This window comes from Micromonospora tulbaghiae (assembly GCF_900091605.1).
Classification (GTDB): domain Bacteria; phylum Actinomycetota; class Actinomycetes; order Mycobacteriales; family Micromonosporaceae; genus Micromonospora; species Micromonospora tulbaghiae.
The window spans coordinates 1-20913 of the sequence record NZ_FMCQ01000008.1 but is presented as its reverse complement, the minus strand read 5'-3'; the positions used below and the strand labels follow the sequence as shown (position 1 = coordinate 20913).

Genomic DNA, 20913 nt, shown 5'->3' with positions numbered 1-20913 from the left:
TCAGGCGGACTCGCGCAGCACCAGCTCGGTCGGCAGCACCAGCGCCTGCTCGACCTCCTCGCCCGCGGCGATCCGCAGCAGTTGCCGGGTCATCGACCGGCCCAGCTCCACTATCGGCTGCCGCACCGTCGTCAGCGGCGGCTCGGTGTAGGCAGCAGTCTCGATGTCGTCGAACCCGATCACCGCCACGTCCTCGGGCACCCGCCGCCCGGCTTCCCGCAGCGTACGCAGGGCGGCGTGCGCCATCAGGTCGGAGGCGGCGAACACGGCGTCCAGTTCCGGGTCGGCGGCGAGCAGCTCGCGCATCGCGGCGGTGCCGGACTCCCGGGTGAAGTCGCCGTACGCGACCAGCTCCGGCAGCCCGGCGTCGGTGATCGCGCTGCGATAGCCGATCAGCCGCTCGATCCCGGCGACCATGTCCTGCGGCCCGGCGATGGTGGCGATCCGCCGCCGTCCGCTCGCGATCAGGTGCTGGACCGCTGTGCTCACGCCGCCTTCGTGGTCGACGTCGACGTACGGCACGTCGGCGCCGTCGAGCGGCCGTCCGCTGCACACCACCGGGATGCCGAGCCGGGCCAGCCGGCCGGGCAGCGGGTCCTCGCCGTGCAGCGAGGCGAACAGCACCCCGTCGACGTGCCGGCCGGTGGTGTACCGCTCGACCCGTTCGTGCCCGGCCGGCGAACCGGCGAGCATCAGCACGAGCTGCTTGTCCGCGGCCTCCAGCTCCTGTGCCGCGCCCCGGATGATGCCCGGGAACACCTGGTCGTCGGAGAAGACCCGGGTGGCCGCCTCGGGCAGCACCAGCGCCACCGAGTCGGTCCGCTGGGTGACCAGGCTGCGGGCGGCGAGGTTCGGGACGTACCCGAGTTCCTCGACCGCCCGGCGTACCGCCTGCCGGATCGGCTCGGCGACTGTGGTCGAGCCGTTCACCACCCGGGAGACCGTTGCCCGGGACACGCCGGCCAGCCGGGCCACCGCCTCCAGGGTCGGTCGCTGTGCCGTCGTCATCCCCGTAACCACCACCTCGTCACAGCCCGTTCCGGGCGATCACCTCCTGGTACCAGCGGGCACTGCGCTTGGGTGTGCGCCGCTGGGTCAGGTAGTCGACGTGGACGATCCCGAACCGCTTCCGGTAACCCTCGGCCCATTCGAAGTTGTCCAGCACCGACCATACGAGATAACCGCGCAGGTCCACGCCCCGGGCGATGGCTTCGTGCGCCGCGCGCAGGTGCCCGTCGAGGTAGGCGACCCGGTCGGCGTCGGCCACCCCGCCCCGCTCGTCGAGCCCGGTGTCCGGGAACGCCCCGCCGTTCTCGGTGATCATCAACGGCAGCCCCGGGTGGTCGGACGCCACGCGTTCCAGCAGCCGGGTCAGCCCGGCCGGCTCGATCGACCAGCCCATGTCGGTCAGCGGCCCGGCCGGCGGCAGGAACTCGACCGTTCCGGCGGTGCCCGGCCACGCGTCGCCGCCCGCGCCGCCCGCCCGCCCGGCCACGTAGGTGGGCGCGTAGTAGTTCAGGCCGAGCAGGTCCAGCGGCGCGGCGATCAGCTTCTCGTCCCCGTCCCGGACGAAGTCCGGCGCGACGATCCGGCTGACGTGGGCCAGCACGTCCGCCGGGTAGCCGCCGCCTGTCAGCGGGTCCAGGAAGATCCGGTTGTGCAGGCCGTCGACGAGCCGGACCGCCTCGGCATCAGCGGCGCTGCCAGCGTCCGCCGGCTGCACGTCGGCCAGGTTGAGCGTGATCCCGAGCGTCTCCGCGCCGGCCGCGCGCAGCGCCCGCGCCGCCAGGCCGTGGCCGAGCAGCAGATGGTGTACGGCCCGGAACGCGTCACCGGCGTCCCGCCGCCCCGGGGCGTGCACCCCGGAGCCGTACCCGAGATAGGCCGAGCACCACGGTTCGTTGAGCGTGGTCCAGGTGCGCACCCGGTCGCCGAGCCGGCCGTGCACGGCGAGCGCGTACTCGGCGAAGTGCTCGGCGGTCTCCCGGACCGTCCAGCCGCCCCGGTCCTCCAGCGCCTGCGGCAGGTCCCAGTGGTAGAGCGTGACGATCGGGTCGATGCCGGCGTCGAGCAGCGCGTCGGTCAGCCGGTCGTAGAAGTCGAGCCCGCGCGGCTCGGCCGGGCCGGTGCCGTCCGGCCGCACCCGGGGCCAGGACACCGAGAACCGGTACGCCCGCAGTCCCAGCTCGGCCATCAGCGCGACGTCCTCGGCGTACCGGTGGTAGTGGTCGCAGGCCACGTCGCCGGTGTGTCCCTGGAACACCGCGCCCGGCGTACGGCTGAAGGTGTCCCAGATCGACGGACCGCGGCCGTCCTCGCGGGCGGCGCCCTCGATCTGGTACGCGGCGGTGGCTCCGCCCCAGACGAAGCCCTCCGGGAATCGGACGTTGCTCATGCCTTGACCGCACCTTCCATGATGCCGCCGATGATCTGGCGGCCGAAGACGACGAACACCAGCAGCAGCGGCAGCGTGGCGATGGCCGTGCCGGTGAACACCTGCGACATGTCCTGGTAGTACCCGTCGGAGAGGGCCCGCAGCGACAGCTGCACCGTCGGGTTCTCCGGGTCGTTCAGCACCGCGTACGGCCACAGGAAGTCGTTCCAGGTGGTCATGAACGTGAGCAGGCCGAGGACGGCGGCGGCCGGGCGCAGCGCGGGCAGCACCACGTTCCAGTAGATCCGCGCGGTGTTGCAGCCGTCCATCCGGGCCGCCTCGATCAGCTCGGTGCTCACCGCCTGGCCCGCGTACTGGCGCATCATGAACACGCCGAAGCCGGTGACCAGCGCCGGCACGATCACGGCGGGCAGCCGGTCGTTCCAGTTCAGCTTCGTCATCAGCAGGTAGAGCGGGATCACGCCGAGTTGGGTGGGGACCATCATGGTGGCGACGATGGCCAGCAGCAGCGCGTTGCGCCCGCGGAAGCGCAGCTTGGCGAACGCGAAACCGGCCAGCGTGGAGAAGAACACCACCGAGATCGTGACGGTGCTGGCCACGATGGCCGAGTTGATCAGGCCGGCCAGGAAGTACGCGTCGGTGTTGTCGAACAGCCGGGCGATGTTGGCGCCGAGGTTGCCGCCGGGCGTGAGCGGCGGCGGTACCTGGCCCATCGTGTCGCTGGTGCGGCTGGCCACCACGAACATCCAGTAGATCGGGAAGATCGACAGGACGGCCGAGAGCGTCAGCGCCAGGTAGGTGAGCCGGCTGGCCGACCAGAGGCGGGTCATCGGGAGACCTCCTTGCGGGAGGCGCCGCCGAGCCGGCGCAGGAGCAGGATGTTGATCGCCGCGACCACCGCGATGAGGGCGAACAGCAGCCAGGCGACCGCCGAGCCGTAGCCGAAGTTGTAGTGCGGCGCGAAGGCGTTCTCGAACATGTACATGGTCACTGTCTGCGACTCCCGCAGCGGTCCGCCGCGGATCGCGTTGGTGCCGGAGTTGAACATCCGCGGCTCGGTGAAGAGCTGCAGGCCGCCGATGGTGGAGATGATGACCGCGAAGATGATCGTCGGCTTGAGCAGCGGCACCGTGATGGACCAGAACTGCCGGGCCCGGCCGGCGCCGTCGATCGCCGACGACTCGTACAGGTCGCGGGGGATGGCCTGCATGGCGGCCAGGAAGATCAGCGCGTTGTAGCCAGTCCAGCGCCAGTCGACCATGGTGGAGATGGCGACCCAGGCGGCGAACCGGTTCGCCTTCCAGTCGATCGCGTTGATCCCGACGTGGTCGAGCAGCCAGTTGATCATGCCGAAGTCGCGCCCGAACAGCACCGCGAACACGATCGCCACGGCGGCGGTCGAGGTGACGTTCGGGATCAGCACCGCCATCCGCCAGGTGGTACGGGCACGGAGCTGCCGGTTGAGCAGGTTGGCCAGCCAGAGCGCGGCCAGCAACTGGGGGACCGTGGAGATCACGAAGATGCCCAGCGTGTTGACCACCGAGTGCCAGAAGTCCGGGTCGGCGAGCAGCTGGGTGTAGTTGTCGAAGCCGATGAACGGGTGCTCGGCGCCGAGCAGGTCCCAGTCGTGCAGCGAGACCCAGAACGTGTAAGCCAACGGGTACGCCCCGAAGACGCCGAACAACAGGAAGAACGGGGCGATGAACAGGTACGGCGAGTACTTGGTGTCGATCCGGCTGAGCCGGTTGCCCAGGCCGGGACGGGTGGGGCGGGGCGCCGGTGCGACCGGCGGGCGGGCGTCGAGCTGGACGGCCATGACCCGGGACTCCTTTCCGCCGTGCGGGCGGCACCCGTGGCCGGGTAGCCGCCCGCACGCGCTGCTCGGGTTACTTGGCGGCGGCCTTCTCGGCCTTGGAGACCGCGTCGGTCCAGCCCTGCTCCGGTGAGCGCTTGCCCAGCTCCACGCTGCGGACGGCGTTCTCGACCTCGGTGCGCACGGCCTGGTTCTTCGGTCCCATGTAGACCGGCTTCAGGCTCTTGGCCCCGGTGGCGAAGATCTTGCCGACCGGCGCCTCCGAGAAGTAGGCGTTCTTGGAGTCGAGGATCGCCGGGTCGTCCAGCGCCTGCGGCGAAGAGGGCAGGGGGCCCTTCGCCTTGAACGCGCCGATCTGGCCCTTGGCGCTGGTCAGGAACTTGGCCAGCTCGATCGCCTCGGCCTGGTGCTTGCTCTGCTTCGGCACGGCGAGGAACGAGCCACCCCAGTTGCCGCCGTTGCCGGGGACCTGGGCGATGTCCCACTTGCCCTTGGCGCCCGCGCCGGCGTAGCCCTCGATCACGCCGGTCATCCAGGCCGGGCAGGCGACGGTGGCGAACTTCGACTGCTTGAACGCCGACACCCACTCCTCGGACCAGGAGCCGTACTTGCCGGACAGCCCCGAGTCGATGATGTCCATCGTGGTGTCGTACGCCTGCTTCACCGCCGGGTTGCTGCCCACGACCAGGTTGTTGCCGGTGTCGTAGTAGCTGTAGCCGCTGCTGTTGCCGGCGGTCTGGAGCAGGATCGTGTTGAAGGTGTTCGTCGCCGCGTCCAGGAACGAGGCGCCGGTCTTCTTCGCGGTGAACTGCTCACCGACCTTGATGTAGTCCTGCCAGGTGGGCCAGAGCTTGGACACGGCCTCCCGGTCGGTGGGCAGACCGGCCTTGGCGAACAGGTCGGTCCGGTAGCACATCGCCATGCCGCCCACGTCCGTGCCGAGGCCGATGAGCTGCTTGCCGTCGGCGGTGAGCCCCTGGTTCCACTTCCAGTCGAGGAAGTTGCCCTTCAGGTCGGCCGCGCCGTGGTCGAGCAGGTTGACGAAGTTCTGGGGGTTGGCCTTGTACTCGACGAGCAGGCCCTCCTCGATGGCGACCACGTCACCGGCGCCCTTGCCCGCGGCGAGCCACTGGGTGAGCTTCGGGGAGTACTCGTCGAGGTTGCCGCCGGTGCCGCGCTCGACGATCTTCACGCCGGGGTGGCTGGCCATGTACTCCTGGTAGAGATCGGCGTAACCGAACTGGCCGAAGACGTCGACGGTGAGCGTTATCGGCCCGTCGGCGGCGGCATCGTCGCCGCCGCCGCAGGCGGTGGTGCCGAGCAGCGCGGTGGCGGCGACCACTGCAACCGCCGCCAGGCGGCGGCGCGTGAAGGTGAGCATGCTGTCCTGACCTCTCGGGTCGTCGAAACGGGTGGTGGAAGGCGGTTCCGGAACTAAGAGAGCGCTCTCACGACAGCGTGGGGGAGGGGCGTGGACCTTGTCAAGAGAGCGCTCTCAGAGGTGTCCGAAAAGAAGGAGAGGGGCGATGGCCGCCCCTCTCCGCGTGATGCCGTTCGTCAGCCGGCCCGCAGGCCGCCCAGCAGGGAACGGTCGCCCGCCACGTCCAGCGCGTCGAAGCTGATCCGGCCCATCAGCGCCAGCAGCAGATCGCTCGCCGTGCCGGCCACCTGCGCCCGCGCACGGTGGTCGTCGTGGTCGAGGATCGTCGCGGTGTCCAGCAGCGCGACGCCCTCGCCCCGCAACCGCAGGTACCACTCCTGCGCCGCGTCGGTCGCGTTCAGCTGCACCACGCCGCGCCACTGCCCCGGATGCACCCGCCGTCCCGCCGGCAGCCAGGTGTCCAGCACCTCGCTCACCCCGTCGGCCGCGAGCTTCGCCTCGATCGGATCACCCGCACCGATCGCGAGCTGGGCGTCCCAGCGGTGCACGGCGGTCTCGTGCGCGAGCCGGCGCGGCCAGAAGGCCGCCTTCTTCGGCTGGGGCGCGAAGTTCCAGGCCGGCGCCTCCGGGTCCGTCGCCTCCAGCAGCGCGCTGATCCGCTCGTACTCCTGCGCGTACCACTGCGCCGCGGTCAGGCCCGCGGGCGGCTCCGGGTCGTGCCGCTCGGGGCGGGTCGGCACGCCGGCGGTCAGCACGGTGCCCGCCCAGGCGTACGTGCGGGTCAGGTGATGAGCGAGATCGGTCACCGTCCAGCCGGGACAGGACAGCACGGGTGTCTCGGGCGGCGCCTCCGCCACCGCCGTGGCGAAGGCGGGGCCCTCCGTGCGCAGCGCGCCGATCCAGAAGTCCTTCGTGTGGTGCAGTCTGCTCATCGCCATCCTCCCGGGGGTGACCGGGCCACCAGTGGGTGCTCCGGCTACCCCTCAGCCTAGGGTGAAAGGCGTGTCAGACGTCTACGCCGAACCGGCGACTGCCGGTGACCCGACCGATCCGGCCACCCTGGCGCGCTACACCACGCTCCGGCTCGGTGGCCCCGCCGGGCGGCTGGAGATCGCCGGGGACGCCGCCCAGATCGTACTAAAAGTGCAGGAAGCGGAAGCCCGGGAGCAGGCCGTACTGGTGCTGGCGGGCGGCAGCAACGTCGTGATCGGCGATCAGGGCTTCCCCGGCACCGTCGTGCTCGTCCGCTCCCGGGGGTTCCAGGTCGTCGCCGAGGACGGCGACACCGTCACGGTACGTGTCGAAGCCGGTGAGCCGTGGGACGACCTCGTCGCCGCCACCGTCGAGCGCGGCTGGTCCGGGCTGGAGTGCCTCTCCGGCATCCCCGGGTCGGCCGGCGCGACCCCGATCCAGAACGTCGGCGCCTACGGCCAGGAGGTCGCCGAGACGATCGTCGCCGTCGAGGCGTACGACCGGACCCGCCGCGAGGTGGTGCGGATCGCCGCGGCCGACTGCGGGTTCGTCTACCGGGGCAGCATCTTCAAGTACAGCGACCGCTGGGTGGTGCTCACCGTCGACTTCCGGCTCACCCGGTCCCAACTGTCCGGCCCGGTCCGCTACGCCGAACTGGCCCGGGCGCTCGGCGTCGAGGTCGGTGACCGGGTGCCGCTCGCCGATGCCCGCGCCACGGTGCGCAAGCTGCGCGCAGGCAAGGGCATGGTGCTGGACGCGGCCGACCCGGACACCTGGTCGGTGGGCTCGTTCTTCACCAACCCGGTGCTGCCGGGCGAGGTGTTCGAGCAGGTGCGGGAACGCGCCGCCGACCTGGGGCAGCCGCCGCACTGGCCGGGCGCCGACGGCACGGTGAAGGTCAGCGCGGCGTGGCTGATCGACAAGGCCGGGTTCGGCAAGGGGTACGCGGGCCCCGAGGGCGTCGCCATCTCCAGCAAGCACACGCTGGCGCTGACGAACCGTTCCGGCACCGCGAGTACGGCCGCGCTGGTGGCGCTGGCCCGCGAGATCCGCGACGGCGTGCAGTCCCGCTTCGGCGTAACCCTGCACCCCGAGCCAGTCCTCATCAACTGCACCATCTGACCCAGGGCCCCTGCCGGCTGCCCTCACTCACCCGCCCGCCCGCCGTGCTCCTGCACCGCCCGCCGTCCTCCTGCGCCGGCGATCTTGCAGTTGCGGCCGCCGGAATGTCTGGTCCGCGCGCTATGTGAGGGCTGCAACTGCAAGATCGGCGGGCGGCGGGCGGCGGGCGGGTCAGCGGGGGGCTACGGCGGGCCAGGGGAGCGTGAGGTAGCCGTGGCGCCACGTGCGCGGGGTGTCCAGGATCGGCCAGCCTGTCTCCTTCACCGCCTCGACCGTCTGCAGCCAGCGCTGCCGGGGGCCGAACGGGGCGTAACCGGCGGCCGAACGCCACGCGTGCTCCAGCGCGTCGATCAGGCCGTGGATGCGTTCGCCCGGCACGTTGCGGTGGATCAGCGCCTTCGGTAGCCGCTCGGCGAGCGTCGCCGGGGTCTCCAGCGTGGTCAGCTTCGCCGACAGGGTGAGCGTGCGCGGGCCGGCGGCGTCCAGCAGCACCCACGAGCCGAGCCGGCCCAGCTCGTCGCAGGTGCCCTCGACCAGCAGCCCGCCCGGCGCGAGCCGCCCGGTGACGGTACGCCAGGCGTCGGCCACCTCGCTCTCGTCGTACTGGCGTAGCACGTTGAACGCCCGCACCAGCGCGGGACGCAGTCCGGCCAGCTCGAAGCCGCCCCGGGCGAACGTCAGCCCGGGCGGGTCGGCGGCGGGACGGGCGGCGGCGACGCGTACCGGATCGATCTCCAGGCCGACCACCCGCACGTCCGGGCGGACCCCGGCCGCGAGACGGGCCCGCAGTTCGACCGGGGTTACCGGGGTGGCGCCGTAGCCCAGGTCCACCACGAGCGGGTCGGCGGCGGCGCGCAGCGCGTCGCCGCATGTCTCGACGATCCAGTTGTCCACCCGCCGGAGCCGGTTGGGGTTCGTCGTCCCCCGGGTGGCCGCGCCGAGCGGACGCTCCATCAATGCCTCCGGGTCAGCGACTGCGGGGCTCGCAAGACCGGCTCACTCCTCGCGCTTCACGACGTCCGGTGGACCTTGTGCTGCGCGGCCTGAGCCAGCGGGCGGACCACGAGCTGATCGATGTTGACGTGGTGCGGGCGGGTCGCGCACCAGGCGACGCAGTCGGCCACGTCGTCGGCCACGAGTGGTTCGGCGACTCCGGCGTAGACCGCCTCGGCCCGGTCGGCGTCGCCGCCGAAGCGGACCAGGCCGAACTCCTCGGTCTTCACCATGCCGGGGTCGATCTCGATCACCCGGACCGGACGGCCGCACAGCTCCAGCCGCAGCGTGCCGGCGACCGCGGTCTGCGCGTGCTTGGCGGCCGTGTAGCCGCCGCCGCCCTCGTAGACCACGCGCCCGGCGGTGGAGCTGACGATCACGATCGTGCCGGCGCCGGAGCGCTCCAGCGCGGGGAGCAACGCCTTGGTGACGCGCAGCGTGCCGAGCACGTTGACGTCGTACATCCATTGCCAGTCGCCCACGTCGGCCGTTTCGACCGGGTCCAGGCCGCGGGCGCCGCCGGCGTTGTTCACCAGCAGCGTGACCGGCCCGGTGACGGCCTCGGCGGCGGCGGCCAGGCCGGCGACCGACTCGTCCGAGGTCACGTCGCAGGCCACAGCTGTCGCCGCGCCGCCGGCCGCCTCGATCTCCGCGACGAGCGCGGCCAGCCGGTCGGTACGCCGGGCGGCGGCCAGCACGTGGAATCCCTCGGCGGCGAGCCGGCGGGCGGTGGCCGCGCCGATCCCGCTGGACGCCCCGGTGACGATGGCGACTGAAGTCATCCGGTCATTGTCTCCCGTCGCCGGGCCAGGCGGCGGGATGAGGTCCGTCACGCCCGGGACCCGGCGGAAAGCATTTCGGTACCCCGATGGGGAAGATGAGATCCGGCACACGGGTTGACCGAGAAGCGCCGGTCGTGCGGGACGGCATCAACCGTGACAGAGGGAGCGGACGTGGCGGATTTGCACACCGGTGTCGGTCGTCAGCGAGGTGCCCTTCCGTGGCCGCGGCCCCGCCGTATCGCCACCCTGTCGGTGCACACGTCGCCGCTGCACCAGCCCGGTACGGGCGACGCGGGCGGCATGAACGTCTACATCCTGGAGGTGGCCCGGCGGCTGGCCGAGGCCGACGTCGAGGTGGAGATCTTCACCCGGGCCACCGCCGGTGACCTGCCCCCGGTGGTCGAGGTGGCACCCGGTGTGTCCGTCCGGCACGTCACCGCCGGGCCGTTGGAAGGGCTGACCAAGGAGGAACTGCCCGGTCAGCTCTGCGCCTTCACCGCGGGGGTGCTGCGGGCCGAGGCGGCCCGCCCGCCGGGCCACTACGACCTGCTCCACTCGCACTACTGGCTCTCCGGCCAGGTCGGCTGGCTGGCCAAGGAGCGCTGGGGCGTACCGCTGGTGCACACCGCGCACACCCTGGCCAAGGTCAAGAACGCCCGCCTCGCCGCCGGGGACCGTCCCGAGCCGAAGGCACGGGTGATCGGCGAGGAGCAGGTGGTCGCCGAGGCGGACCGGCTGGTCGCGAACACCCGGGTCGAGGCCCGCGACCTGCTCGACCGGTACGCGGCCGCCCCGGACCGGGTGGCGGTCGTGGAACCCGGTGTCGACCTGGAGCGGTTCCGTCCCGCCGCGGGCGACCGGGACGCCGCGACCCGGGCCGCACGACGCCGGCTCGGCCTGCCGACCGACGGGTACGTGGTCGCGTTCGTCGGCCGGATCCAGCCGCTCAAGGCACCGGACGTGCTGGTCCGCGCCGCCGCTGCGCTGCGCGAACGGGATCCGGCGCTGGCCGGCGATCTGACCGTGGTGATCTGCGGCGGGCCGAGTGGCACCGGCCTGGACCGGCCCACCGCGCTGATCGAACTCGCGCACTCGCTCGGCATCGCCGACCGGGTGCGTTTCCTCCCGCCGCAGACCGGCGCGGACCTGCCCGCGCTCTACCGCGCCGCCGATCTGGTCGCGGTGCCGTCGCACAACGAGTCGTTCGGGCTGGTCGCGCTGGAGGCCCAGGCGTGCGGCACTCCGGTGCTGGCCGCCGCAGTGGGCGGCCTGGTCACCGCGGTACGCGACGGCGTCAGCGGCATGCTCATCGACGGGCACGACCCGGTGGACTGGGCCCGCGCGATGGCCCGGCTGCTGCCCGACCGGGCACGCCGTGCCGCGCTGGGCCGGGGCGCCGAGCGGCACGCCCGGGACTTCTCCTGGCACCGCACCGCCTCCGGCCTGCTCGCGGTCTACGGGGAGGCGATCACCGAGCACCGGGCCCGGCTGGCGCGGCGGCTCGGCGACCCGGCCCTGCTGTGCTCCTGGTGATCCGCCACCGGGCGGCCCCGGTACGCCGGTCGTAGAGTGGGTGCGATGAGCCGCAGGAGTGAGGTCGCCGCGCTGATCGAGTCCGTCTGCGCGGAGCGTGAGCTGGAGTGGGAGTCGACCGGCGAGGCGTCGTACGCGGTGACGCTGCCCGGCACGCACAAGCTCAAGACGATCTGCAACCTGATCGTGGGTGAGCACGCGCTGCGGGTCGAGGCGTTCGTGATGCGCCAGCCCGACGAGCGCCGCGAGGAGCTGTGGGCCTGGCTGCTCCAGCGCAACGCCCGCATGTACGGCGTCTCGTTCTCCATCGACTCGGTCGGCGACGTCTACCTGACCGGGCGGGTCAACCTGGCCGGGATCGACGCCGACGAGCTGGACCGGCTGCTTGGTTCCGTGCTGACGTACGCCGACGAGTCGTTCGACAGCATGCTGGAGATCGGCTTCGGCACCGCCATCCGCCGGGAGTGGGAGTGGCGGGTCAAGCGCGGCGAGTCGACAGCCAACCTGGCCGCGTTCGCGCACCTTTTCGAGCCGTCCGCCACTGCCGGATCGTCCGCCGGAGGTTCGGAGCCCTCCTGACGGGTATGCCGCCCCGCGCGGTGCGGAGCACTGGGACCCACCGCGGGCCGAGGACGGACTGTCGAGGAGCGTGTCCCATGGCTCAGCGCAACAGCTCAGGTCGCGGCACGACTGCGACTCGGACCAAGCGGCAAACCGGCAATCAGACGCCGAACACCCCCGGGGTGTCGGAGTCGGCGATCTCCCGGATGAAGGTCGACGACATCCGCAGCCAGCTCCGGCGGCGCGGGGTCACGGGGATCTCCGCGCTGCGGAAGCCGGAACTGGTGAAGACCCTGGCGCGAAGCATGCGCGGGGAGGGCGGCGCCGCCCGGCGGAGCACCGGCCCGGCCGGTCGTCCGTCGGCGACCCGCAAGAGCACCGCCGCCAAGAAGACCACGGCGGCGAAGCGGACCACGTCGGCCCGCCGGAGCGCCGCGTCGCCGGCCAAGGCCGCGCCGGCCGCACGCGCCACCGGCGCCAGGGCCAAGGCGACGGGTACGCGCAAGGCGGCGCCCGCCCGAGCGAAGGCGACTTCCGCGCGGGCGACGACAGCGCGTGCCAAGGCGGCTCCGTCCCGAGCGAAGGCGACTTCGTCGCGGGCGACCGCGACGAGGTCGAAGGCGGCCCCGTCTCGAGCCAAGGCGACTTCGGCTCGGGCGAAGGCGGCACCCGGGCGGGCCACCGCTGCGTCGTCCCGTGCGAAGGCCGCGCCCGCTCGGGCGAAGGCGGCTCCGTCGCGGGCGAAGGCAGCCCCGTCGCGGGCGAAGGCGGCCCCGTCGCGTGCCAAGGCCGCCCCGTCGCGGGCGAAGGCCGCTCCTTCGCGTGCCAAGGCGGCCCCGTCGCGGGCGAAGGCGGCACCGGCTCGGGCCAAGGCGGCACCGGCTCGGAAGGCGCCGACTGCGCAGACCGCGCCGACCCGTGGGCCGGCGTCCAGCCGGTCGATCGGATCGTCGCAGCTCATCACGTCACTCGCGGACCGGCCGGAGCGTCCGGGCCGGAGCCTGGTCACCCGTGACCACGAGGTGATCCAGCGCTGGGCGCGGGCGCGGGGCGCGAAGCCCGCCACCATCGCCGGCACCGAGCGCGAGGGCCGGCCCGGGGTGCTGACGTTCAACATCCCCGGGTACCGGGAGAGCAGCCGGATCCGCGAGATCACCTGGGACGACTGGTTCCGCACGTTCGACCTGCGGCGGCTGAACCTGATCTACCAGGAGCAGATGCGGGACGGCCGGCAGAGCAACTTCTTCCGGACCGAGAACCCGAATCGCGAGGACGGCTGAGGTTTGCGGGAATGGCCGACGGGAACCCCGTGTTTGCCATTCCAGGGACGACGGCACGGACAGCCGGGTTTCCGACACGGGTGCTGTGACGGGCAAGACAGCGTTCTGGGTTGAATCCGGAATCCGGGCGAACTAACTTTATTGCACCGCGTCACGCTTGTTTTCGTTCGGGGGAGCGGTGGATCGATCAGATCCGCGCAGGCGAGACGCGAAGATCGGGTGGAGCACACCGTTGGGGGACGGTGCCGCCCGTGGAACCGGCGGCGCGAGCGGGCGACGCTTACGGGGGTGAGTGTCGCCCGCCGCCGCCGGGCGTACGGTATGAGCGCCCATCTCGACGGGGGTCGGGGTGGGCGCTCTGCCGTTGTCTCCCCTCAGCGGGCGGACTTGACCGGTTCCGCGGCCGCAGCCCGCAGCGCGGCCACCCGCCGCTCCCGGCGCGGCCCGGCGAGCAGATGCCCGGCCGCGGCCACCAGGCCGAGTGCGCCCACCACCAGCCAGTGCCGCTCGCCCAGGCGTTCCAGGCTGAGCCCGCCGAGCGCCGGCGCCACGAACGACGCGGCCGGGAACGTCAGGTAGAACACCGACTGGTATCGGGCGCGCAGTTCGGGCGGCGCGAGGTCCGCGTTGATCTGTGCGTTCGGCGGCGCGGCGAGCATCTGCCCGATCGTCCAGACCACCGCGGCACCGAGGTAGAGCGGCAACCCGTCGGCGACTGTGAGCGCGCCGAACCCGAGCGCCATCAGGCCGGTGGAGACGGCCAGCACGGTCGACTTGCGGTACGGCTCGATGAGCCGGGGCACGAACAGCTGCCCGACTACGATCAGCGCGCCGCCGAGCGCCACCACCAGCCCGTACGCCGACGGGCGCAGACCGTCCGCGCGCATCGCCAGCGGCATGATCGTGGAGGTCTGCATGGTCAGCACGGCCAGCAGAAACGTCAGCGCGACGAACACCAGGAACGTGCGGTCGGTGAGCGCGGTGTGCAGCCCGGGACGGCGTCCTGCCACCGCCCGCGGCGTGAGCGCGGGCCGCCGGGTGAGCGTCTCCGGCACCTTCAGCGCGATCACCACCGCCGCCGTCAGCGTGGCAGCGGCGTCGACCAGGAACAGCGCCACGAAGCTGGCCTCGGCGAGCAGACCGGCCAGCAGCGAGGCCACCGCCATGCCCAGGTTGAACGCCCAGAACTGGAGGTTGAACGCGCGGGAGCGGCGGGCCTCCGGCACCACGTCCACGATGGCGGCCACGAACGCCGGGCTGGGCATCGAGTGCGCCACCCCGACCAGCGTGGCGAGTACGGCGATCACCGCCAGGTGCGTGCTGAACGCCAGTGCCGCCATCAGCCCGGCGGCGGCGAGGTGGGCGGCGAGCAGGGTGGCCCGCCGTCCCCACCGGTCGGCCAGCACGCCGCCGAGCAGCGTCCCGGCCGCGCCACCGATCCCGTACGCGCCGACCACCAACCCGGCCAGCGAGGGCGGGGCGCCCCGCGCGGCGGTCAGGTAGAGCGACAGGAACAGCAGCGCGAACGCGCCGGCCCGGTTGATCAGCAGGCCGGACCAGAGGTACCAGAACGTGGCCGGCAGTCCGCCGGCCGTGTCGTCCCACCAGCGCCGCAGGCCGCGCACCCGTCCTCCAGGAAGGTTTCCTTACCGATTCCGTCCCGTACCGTATCCACCCGCCTCGGTGCGGTCGCGCCGGGGCGTACTCAGGAACCGGCGCGGACCGGGTCGGCGGGTGCGGTCGCCGCGGCCTCGGCCGCCTCGGGCGCCGGGGCGGCGGTGGCGGTGACCGGCGTGACGGGCGTGCCCACGGCGCGCAGCGCGACCGCGCGGCGCTCCCGGGCCGGCCCGGAGATCAGGTGGGCGATCGCCGCCACGACGCCGATGCCCGCACAGCCGAGCCAGAGCGCGCTGTTGCCGGCGTGCTCGCGCGTCAGGCCGCCGAGGATCGGCGCGGCGGCGCCGGCGAGCTGCCAGGACAGCGAGAAGACGCCCTGGTAGCGGCCACGCAGCGCGGCCGGGGACAGCTCCGCGATCAGGGTGGCGTTCGACGGCGAGTTGAGCATCTCGCCGACGGTCCAGATCAGCACGGTCAGGCCGTAGAGCCAGACCGTGTCGGCGAGCGCGGTGAGCCCGAATCCGGCGCCCATCACCAGCGACGCGAGCGCCAGCACGTGCGAGCGGCTGCGGCCCTTGATGAGCCGGGGTACGAAGAGCTGGCCGAACACGATGAGCACGCCGTTGAGTGCGATCACCGAGCCGTAGGTGGCCGGGCTGAGCCCGGAGTCGCCCATGGCGATCGGCAGCATCGAGATGTGCTGGAGGAACACCAGCGCGGCGAGCAGGTTGAGCGCGACGAAGCCGAGGAACACCCGGTCGGCGAGGATGGTGCGCAGCGCGCCGGGCGGCGCCGGCATGCCCTTGGCGGGGAGCACTGTGACCGGGCCGCGGGTCTCGCCGACCTTGGCAAAGATGATCAGCGCGGTCACCAGCGTGGTGGTCGCGTTCACCAGGAACAGCAGCAGGTAGCTGCCCTGGGCGGCGAAGCCGGCGAGCACGGCCGCGCAGGCGAAGCCGAGGTTGATGGCCCAGTAGTTGAGCGAGAAGGCGCGCAGCCGGTCCTTGTCCGGCACCACGTCGACCATCATCGCGCCGAAGGCGGGCCGGGCCGCCTCGGTGAACGCGCCGAGCAGCAGCGCGCCCACTGCGACCGCCCACAGCGGACGGGCGAGGCCCAGCGCGATCATCATGCCCGCGGCGCCGACGTGCGCGGTGAGCAGCGTGGGCCGCCGCCCCCAGCGGTCGGTCAGGGTGCCGCCGATGGTGGTGCCGACCGCGCCGCCGGCGCCCCAGAGGCCGATCACCAGACCGGCCTGGGAGGCCGAGAAGCCGCGTTCCTGGGTCAGGTAGATGGCCAGGAAGATCAGGACGAACGAGCCGAGCCGGTTGATCAGCGTGCCGGCCCAGAGGTACCAGAACGTCCGTGGCAGGCCACCGGCCGTGTCCTGGAACCAGCCTCGCACCGTCCGCATCCCGACGCCCCCGTTTTTGGTAATGACCGGCCCGTTCAGAACGCCTTACAACCTAGTGCCGGGCCGGAGCCGTGGTCATCAGGTTTTCCACGTGGTGGTCGTCACCACAGGTCGCCGCGTGTCCGCCCGGCCGGTACGGCAGGATGATCGGCATGACTGCGAGCGAGGGGCCCACCGTCGGGACGCTGGTCCTGCTGCGGCACGGCGAGAGCGACTGGAACGCCAAGAACCTCTTCACCGGCTGGGTCGACGTCGACCTGACCGCCAAGGGGGAGACCGAGGCGCGGCGCGGCGGCGAGCTGCTGCGCGAGCACGACCTGCTGCCGGACGTGGTGCACACGAGCCTGATGCGCCGGGCGATCCGCACCGCCGAGCTGGCGCTGAACGCCGCCGACCGGCACTGGATCGCGGTGCGCCGGTCGTGGCGGCTCAACGAGCGTCACTACGGCGCCCTGCAGGGCAAGGACAAGAAGCAGACCCTCGACGAGTACGGCGAGGAGCAGTTCATGCTCTGGCGCCGGTCGTACGACACGCCGCCGCCGCCGATCGACGACGCGGACGAGTGGTCCCAGGTCGGCGACCCCCGGTACGCGCTGCTGCCGACCGAGCTGATGCCGCGCACCGAGTGCCTGAAGGACGTCGTCGAACGGATGCTGCCCTACTGGTACGACTCGATCGTGCCGGACATCCTGGCCGGCCGTACCGTGCTGGTCGCCGCGCACGGCAACTCGCTGCGAGCCCTGGTCAAGCACCTCGACCAGATCTCCGACGAGGCGATCGCCAAGCTGAACATCCCGACCGGCATCCCGCTGCGCTACGACCTGGACGCCGACCTGCGCCCGCAGGTGCTCGGCGGGACGTACCTGGACCCGGCGGCGGCCAAGGCCGCCGCTGCCGCGGTCGCCAACCAGGGCCGCTGAGACGGCGTGGGCGGGGCCTCCCCCGAGGCGGCCCCGCCCACGGTTCTCAGCCGGACGTCGAACCGGTGATCAGGTAGACCACGTGCTCGCCCGCGTTCACCGCGTGGTCGGCGAAGCGCTCGTAGAAGCGGCCCAGCAGCGTGGCGTCGATCGCCGTCTCCACCCCGTACGGCCAGTCGTCGCCGAGCAGCACGCCGAACAGGCTCCTGTGCAGGTCGTCCATCGCGTCGTCGTCGCCGTCCAGTTCGGCAGCCACGTCGGCGTCCGGCTTGGCCAGCACGGACCCGATCTTCTCGGCCATCCGGTCGGCGATCCCGGCCATGTCGGTGAAGACCGGCCGCAGCTCCGCCGGGACGGCCGGCGAGGGGTGCCGCCGCAGCGCCGTCTTGGCCACGTGGTCGGCCAGGTCGCCCATCCGCTCCAGGTCGGCGGCCACGTGCAGGGCGGTGATCATGGCGCGCAGGTCGGAGGCGACCGGCGCCTGCCGAGCCAGCAGGTCGCAGACCCGCTCCTCCACGTGCCGGTACAGCTCGTCGATCTCGGCGTCCCGCGCGATCACCGTCTCGGCGGCCGTCCGGTCGGCGGTCAGCAGACCCTTCGTGGCCTGCCGCATGGCCGCGCGTACCGCCTCGGCCATGTCCACCAGCAACTGGCTGACAATCTGCAGGTCGGCCCGGAACTCGTCGCGCATCGTCACTTCCTGAGGTCGGTGGCCGCGACCCCGAGGGGTACGGCAGGAGCAGGTGCGCGCCCCACGCTAGGCCGAACGGCCTGCACCAGGGTGAACGCGGATGAACGACGCGGGGCCCGCAGGTGAACTTTGCCGAAAGCGAGAGTGGTTCGTCCCTTTGTGCCCGATCCCCGGGTTAACAATGACCCTACGATCGCCGGGTGGAATGGGCGGTGGCCGCCGTGGTGGCCGGAGCGCTGGTGACCGGGCTGGTCGCCGGGGCGCTGCTGTCCGGACCCGTTGACGAATGGCGGCGCCGCCGGGCGTCGCGGGGCGGCGGGAGCCTCCGTCGTGACGCAGGGAGGACGACGATTCCGGACGACCAGCAGGGGGGCCTATCCGGGCTCGGCCGCAAGACGATCGACTCGCTGCGGGCAGGTGTGGTGGTGCTCGGCCCGGACGACGTGCCGGTGCTGGTGAACCCGGCCGCCCGGGCGATGGGTCTGCTCCGTACCGGGGCGACGCCGGGGTCGATCGCGGCGCACCCGTTGATCCGTACCCTCGCCGGGCAGGTCCGCCGCACGGGCGTGCGGCGCGAGATCGAGCTGGACCTGCCGCGGGGCCGCGACGGCGGCGGGGACAACCCGCTCGGCGTACACCTGCGGGCGATGGGACTGGGCTCCGGCTACATCTCGATCGAGGCGGTGGACGTCACCGAGTCGCACCGTCTCGCGCGGGTACGCCGGGACTTCGTGGCGAACGTCAGCCACGAGCTGAAGACGCCGATCGGCGCGCTGCAACTGCTCGCCGAGGCGCTCGTCGACGCCACCGAGCCGGCTGCCGGCGGCGCGCCCGACCTGTCCGAGGACCTGGTGGCCGCGCGGCGGTTCGCCGAGCGGATCCAGCACGAGTCGACCCGGCTCGGCCGCCTGGTGCAGGAGCTGCTGGAACTGACCCGTCTTCAGGGCGCCGAACCGCAGCCCGCCCCCGAGCCGGTCTCGGTGGACTGGGTGCTCGCCGAGGTCGTCGACCGGACCCGCACCGCCGCCACCGCCCGCCGGGTGGAGATCGCCGTCGGCGGGCAGCGGGGCCTGACCGTGTACGGCAGCGACAGCCAACTCGCCACAGCGGTCGCGAACCTGGTGGAGAACGCGATCACCTACTCCGGCGAGGACACCACGGTCCGGGTGACAGTCACAGGCACCGAGGAACACGTCGAGATCGCCGTGGCCGACCAGGGCATCGGCATCGCCCCGAACGAGGTCGACCGGATCTTCGAGCGGTTCTACCGGGCCGACCAGGCCCGCTCCCGGGCGACCGGCGGCACCGGCCTGGGCCTGGCCATCGTCAAGCACATCGCCAGCAACCATGGCGGCCGGGTGGAAGTGTCGAGCACCCTTGGTGGAGGGTCGACGTTCACCCTCCGGTTGCCCGCACGCCCCCCGGACGACCTGGAGACGACACTCGCCTCCGCTGGGATCGAGGCCGGCCCGGCCGAGCTCCGGCAGGTCTGACCACAGGAAAGGAAACACCCGTTGAGCCGCGTACTGGTGGTCGAGGACGAGGAGTCGTTCTCCGACGCCCTGTCCTACATGCTCCGCAAGGAGGGGTTCGAGGTCTCCGTCGCCGCGACGGGCCCCGCCGCCCTCACCGAGTTCGACCGGACCGGCGCCGACATCGTGCTGCTCGACCTGATGCTGCCGGAGATGTCCGGCACCGAGGTCTGCCGGCAGCTCCGCCAGCGCTCGCGCGTGCCGATCATCATGGTCACGGCGCGGGACAGCGAGATCGACAAGGTGGTCGGCCTGGAGATCGGCGCCGACGACTACGTGACCAAGCCGTACTCGCCGCGCGAACTGGTCGCCCGGATCCGGGCGGTGCTGCGGCGGCAGAGCGCCGAGTCGAACGAGACGGGCGTGCCGACGCTCGCCGCCGGCCCGGTCCGGATGGACATCGAACGGCACGTGGTGACAGTCGGCGGCGCCGGGGTGCAACTCCCGCTCAAGGAGTTCGAACTGCTGGAGCTGCTGCTGCGCAACGCCGGGCGGGTGCTCACCCGCGGCCAGTTGATCGACCGGGTCTGGGGTGCCGACTATGTGGGCGACACCAAGACGCTCGACGTGCACGTGAAGCGGCTGCGCTCCAAGATCGAGCCGGAGCCGTCCGCGCCGCGCTACATCGTCACGGTCCGGGGCCTGGGCTACAAGTTCGAGCCGTAACCGGCCCGGGGTCCGTCCGGCGAGGGTGACCGTGGCAGATCTTGGAAGATTTCGGCCCTTATGAGGGCCCTTTCCTTCCATGATCCGTTCGCTCCGACGCTCCGACGCTCCGACGCTCCGACGCTCCGACGCTCCGACGCTCCGACGCTCCGACGCTCCGGCGCTCCGGCGCTCCGCGGCCTGCGCGTCGCCTCACGCGCTCACCGTTCAGCCCTGCCCGTCGCTGCTCCGCTGGAGCGTGGACCTCGCCGATCTTGCAGTCGTGGCGCCCACCTTGCCCTTTTCGCGAAGTTTGCGAGGTGCCACAACTCCAAGATCGCCGATCGGGTTGCGGGGATCTTTGTCGCAGCTCTTATGGGCGGCGAGTCATGACCGTCCTGGTCTCCTTCCGGGCTCGGCGATCTTGCACTTTGGCACCCCGCAAACCTCGCCAACCGGGCATTCGGTGGGCTCCAAGTGCAAGATCGCGCAGGGCGGCCCAGCCCGGCCGCGTCGATCATGAGGTTGGCGGCGGCCGGTGCCCGTTTTGTCGCCGCCAACCTCATGATCGACGGCGCGGGGTGGTGTGGTGTCCGTTTCGGGGGTGGTGGGCGGCACTCTGACGGCGGAATCGTCGGCGGGTGGGTGGCGTTGTAACCGGGTGAACGACCGAGCATCAGCCGAGCCGCGCAAGAGGCGCGCTGCCTGCGGGAACAGCCGCGGGCTGTCGGTCGTTGAACACGGTTCCGGCGACGTGAGCCGCAGGGAATCATCCCGGCGGGCTGGTCGTTGAACACGGTTCCGACGACGTGAACCCCCGCGCTGCTCCCCTGGCGGCGTGAGCCCGGGAATGATGCCGGGTGGCGGGTCGTTGGACATGCTTCCGGCGTCGCGACGAGGCACCCCCTGCCCCGCGAGCAGCCGAGATCCCCCCTCGAAGACTTTTTGAGCGCCTGACGGTGCTCGCACCCGCGCCGGCCCCCGTCGGTGTGGGCGTCGATCCCCCGAATGGAGCCCCCTCATGAACACGATCCTGCGGAAGAGCATCCTGGGTATCGCTGGTCTGGCCTTCACCGGTGGCGTGTTCGCCGGCCCGGTCGCCGCTCACGCGGCCGACACCACGGCCAGCGCCAAGCCGGTCAGCGTTAGCGTGCAGGGTGACAAGCTGATCCCGCACGGTGTGCAGGGCACCCAGTCCCACATCGACCTGAACGACGAGCAGACCGCCAACGTGAAGGCGATCATCGCGGCGACGAAGAAGG

17 protein-coding genes and 2 pseudogenes are annotated in these 20913 nt (G+C 72.1%); 8 read left to right on the top strand and 11 right to left on the bottom strand.

Annotated elements, in window-relative coordinates:
* From GA0070562_RS21880 to GA0070562_RS21855, 6 genes are all read right to left on the bottom strand, one after another.
* Window positions 1–1008, bottom strand: a complete 1008-nt coding sequence (locus GA0070562_RS21880; RefSeq protein WP_091425361.1) for a LacI family DNA-binding transcriptional regulator — start codon at window positions 1006–1008, stop codon at window positions 1–3.
* A 19-nt stretch (window positions 1009–1027) separates the two neighbouring features.
* Window positions 1028–2395 (bottom strand): GH1 family beta-glucosidase, encoded by a 1368-nt coding sequence (locus GA0070562_RS21875; protein WP_091425355.1) that lies wholly within the window; start codon window positions 2393–2395, stop codon window positions 1028–1030.
* Window positions 2392–3225: a carbohydrate ABC transporter permease gene (locus GA0070562_RS21870; RefSeq protein WP_091425352.1), complete on the bottom strand. Its 834-nt coding sequence runs from the start codon at window positions 3223–3225 to the stop codon at window positions 2392–2394. Before GA0070562_RS21870 ends, GA0070562_RS21875 begins: the two co-directional genes overlap by 4 nt.
* Entirely contained in the window at window positions 3222–4211 is a 990-nt protein-coding gene (locus GA0070562_RS21865) for a carbohydrate ABC transporter permease (RefSeq protein WP_091425349.1), read from the bottom strand. Before GA0070562_RS21865 ends, GA0070562_RS21870 begins: the two co-directional genes overlap by 4 nt.
* A gap of 70 nt (window positions 4212–4281) precedes the next feature.
* Window positions 4282–5589 (bottom strand): extracellular solute-binding protein, encoded by a 1308-nt coding sequence (locus GA0070562_RS21860; protein WP_091425347.1) that lies wholly within the window; start codon window positions 5587–5589, stop codon window positions 4282–4284.
* Window positions 5590–5765: 176 nt separating this feature from the next.
* Window positions 5766–6521 (bottom strand): maleylpyruvate isomerase family mycothiol-dependent enzyme, encoded by a 756-nt coding sequence (locus GA0070562_RS21855; RefSeq protein WP_091425345.1) that lies wholly within the window; start codon window positions 6519–6521, stop codon window positions 5766–5768.
* 70 nt (window positions 6522–6591) lie between these two features.
* On the opposite strand from GA0070562_RS21855, the gene GA0070562_RS21850 reads away from it, so the two are divergent.
* Entirely contained in the window at window positions 6592–7683 is a 1092-nt protein-coding gene (locus GA0070562_RS21850) for a UDP-N-acetylmuramate dehydrogenase (protein ID WP_091425344.1), read from the top strand.
* A gap of 171 nt (window positions 7684–7854) precedes the next feature.
* Here the strand turns inward: GA0070562_RS21850 and GA0070562_RS21845 are convergent, their stop codons facing one another.
* Together GA0070562_RS21845 and GA0070562_RS21840 are read right to left on the bottom strand one after the other, a co-directional pair.
* Complete coding sequence (locus tag GA0070562_RS21845) at window positions 7855–8637, bottom strand: SAM-dependent methyltransferase (protein ID WP_091425342.1); 783 nt, start codon at window positions 8635–8637, stop codon at window positions 7855–7857.
* A gap of 56 nt (window positions 8638–8693) precedes the next feature.
* Window positions 8694–9458 (bottom strand): SDR family NAD(P)-dependent oxidoreductase, encoded by a 765-nt coding sequence (locus tag GA0070562_RS21840; RefSeq protein WP_091425339.1) that lies wholly within the window; start codon window positions 9456–9458, stop codon window positions 8694–8696.
* A gap of 171 nt (window positions 9459–9629) precedes the next feature.
* Here GA0070562_RS21840 and mshA point away from each other — a divergent pair, with 171 nt between their 5' ends.
* The 3 genes and pseudogenes from mshA to GA0070562_RS31115 form a co-directional block, all read left to right on the top strand.
* The gene (gene mshA / locus GA0070562_RS21835) at window positions 9630–10991 is read left to right on the top strand and encodes a D-inositol-3-phosphate glycosyltransferase (RefSeq protein ID WP_091425337.1); all 1362 of its coding nucleotides are present in this window, start codon (window positions 9630–9632) and stop codon (window positions 10989–10991) included.
* 45 nt (window positions 10992–11036) lie between these two features.
* On the top strand, window positions 11037–11570 hold the full coding sequence (locus GA0070562_RS21830; RefSeq protein ID WP_013288782.1) for a type III secretion system chaperone family protein: 534 nt from the start codon (window positions 11037–11039) through the stop codon (window positions 11568–11570).
* Window positions 11571–12232: 662 nt separating this feature from the next.
* Window positions 12233–12832, top strand: a pseudogene (locus GA0070562_RS31115) (hypothetical protein); the annotation flags it as partial.
* A 374-nt stretch (window positions 12833–13206) separates the two neighbouring features.
* On the opposite strand, the gene GA0070562_RS21820 reads toward GA0070562_RS31115, so the two are convergent.
* Window positions 13207–14457, bottom strand: coding sequence for an MFS transporter (locus GA0070562_RS21820; protein WP_091425333.1), 1251 nt, complete (start codon window positions 14455–14457; stop codon window positions 13207–13209).
* Window positions 14458–14537: 80 nt separating this feature from the next.
* Window positions 14538–15863, bottom strand: coding sequence for an MDR family MFS transporter (locus tag GA0070562_RS21815; RefSeq protein WP_091425331.1), 1326 nt, complete (start codon window positions 15861–15863; stop codon window positions 14538–14540).
* A gap of 152 nt (window positions 15864–16015) precedes the next feature.
* Here GA0070562_RS21815 and GA0070562_RS21810 point away from each other — a divergent pair, with 152 nt between their 5' ends.
* Window positions 16016–16783, top strand: a complete 768-nt coding sequence (locus GA0070562_RS21810; protein WP_091425329.1) for a phosphoglyceromutase — start codon at window positions 16016–16018, stop codon at window positions 16781–16783.
* 46 nt (window positions 16784–16829) lie between these two features.
* On the opposite strand, the gene phoU is transcribed toward GA0070562_RS21810, so the two are convergent.
* Window positions 16830–17474: a phosphate signaling complex protein PhoU gene (gene phoU / locus GA0070562_RS21805; protein ID WP_091425327.1), complete on the bottom strand. Its 645-nt coding sequence runs from the start codon at window positions 17472–17474 to the stop codon at window positions 16830–16832.
* A 200-nt stretch (window positions 17475–17674) separates the two neighbouring features.
* On the opposite strand from phoU, the gene GA0070562_RS21800 reads away from it, so the two are divergent.
* From GA0070562_RS21800 to GA0070562_RS21790, 3 genes and pseudogenes are all read left to right on the top strand, one after another.
* On the top strand, window positions 17675–18967 hold the full coding sequence (locus tag GA0070562_RS21800) for a sensor histidine kinase (protein ID WP_254663853.1): 1293 nt from the start codon (window positions 17675–17677) through the stop codon (window positions 18965–18967).
* 21 nt (window positions 18968–18988) lie between these two features.
* Complete coding sequence (locus GA0070562_RS21795; RefSeq protein ID WP_091425325.1) at window positions 18989–19672, top strand: response regulator transcription factor; 684 nt, start codon at window positions 18989–18991, stop codon at window positions 19670–19672.
* A gap of 1000 nt (window positions 19673–20672) precedes the next feature.
* Window positions 20673–20913 (top strand): annotated as a pseudogene (locus GA0070562_RS21790) (hypothetical protein); the annotation flags it as partial.

What these genes read in the sequence shown, in the direction of transcription:
- GA0070562_RS21880 (WP_091425361.1), bottom strand. Translation starts at nt 1,008, where the DNA reads ATGACGACGGCACAGCGACCGACCCTGGAGGCGGTGGCCCGGCTGGCC.
- GA0070562_RS21875 (WP_091425355.1), bottom strand. Translation starts at nt 2,395, where the DNA reads ATGAGCAACGTCCGATTCCCGGAGGGCTTCGTCTGGGGCGGAGCCACC.
- GA0070562_RS21870 (WP_091425352.1), bottom strand. Translation starts at nt 3,225, where the DNA reads ATGACCCGCCTCTGGTCGGCCAGCCGGCTCACCTACCTGGCGCTGACG.
- GA0070562_RS21865 (WP_091425349.1), bottom strand. Translation starts at nt 4,211, where the DNA reads ATGGCCGTCCAGCTCGACGCCCGCCCGCCGGTCGCACCGGCGCCCCGC.
- GA0070562_RS21860 (WP_091425347.1), bottom strand. Translation starts at nt 5,589, where the DNA reads ATGCTCACCTTCACGCGCCGCCGCCTGGCGGCGGTTGCAGTGGTCGCC.
- GA0070562_RS21855 (WP_091425345.1), bottom strand. Translation starts at nt 6,521, where the DNA reads ATGAGCAGACTGCACCACACGAAGGACTTCTGGATCGGCGCGCTGCGC.
- GA0070562_RS21845 (WP_091425342.1), bottom strand. Translation starts at nt 8,637, where the DNA reads ATGGAGCGTCCGCTCGGCGCGGCCACCCGGGGGACGACGAACCCCAAC.
- GA0070562_RS21840 (WP_091425339.1), bottom strand. Translation starts at nt 9,458, where the DNA reads ATGACTTCAGTCGCCATCGTCACCGGGGCGTCCAGCGGGATCGGCGCG.
- GA0070562_RS21830 (WP_013288782.1), top strand. Translation starts at nt 11,037, where the DNA reads ATGAGCCGCAGGAGTGAGGTCGCCGCGCTGATCGAGTCCGTCTGCGCG.
- GA0070562_RS21815 (WP_091425331.1), bottom strand. Translation starts at nt 15,863, where the DNA reads ATGCGGACGGTGCGAGGCTGGTTCCAGGACACGGCCGGTGGCCTGCCA.
- GA0070562_RS21810 (WP_091425329.1), top strand. Translation starts at nt 16,016, where the DNA reads ATGACTGCGAGCGAGGGGCCCACCGTCGGGACGCTGGTCCTGCTGCGG.
- phoU (WP_091425327.1), bottom strand. Translation starts at nt 17,474, where the DNA reads ATGCGCGACGAGTTCCGGGCCGACCTGCAGATTGTCAGCCAGTTGCTG.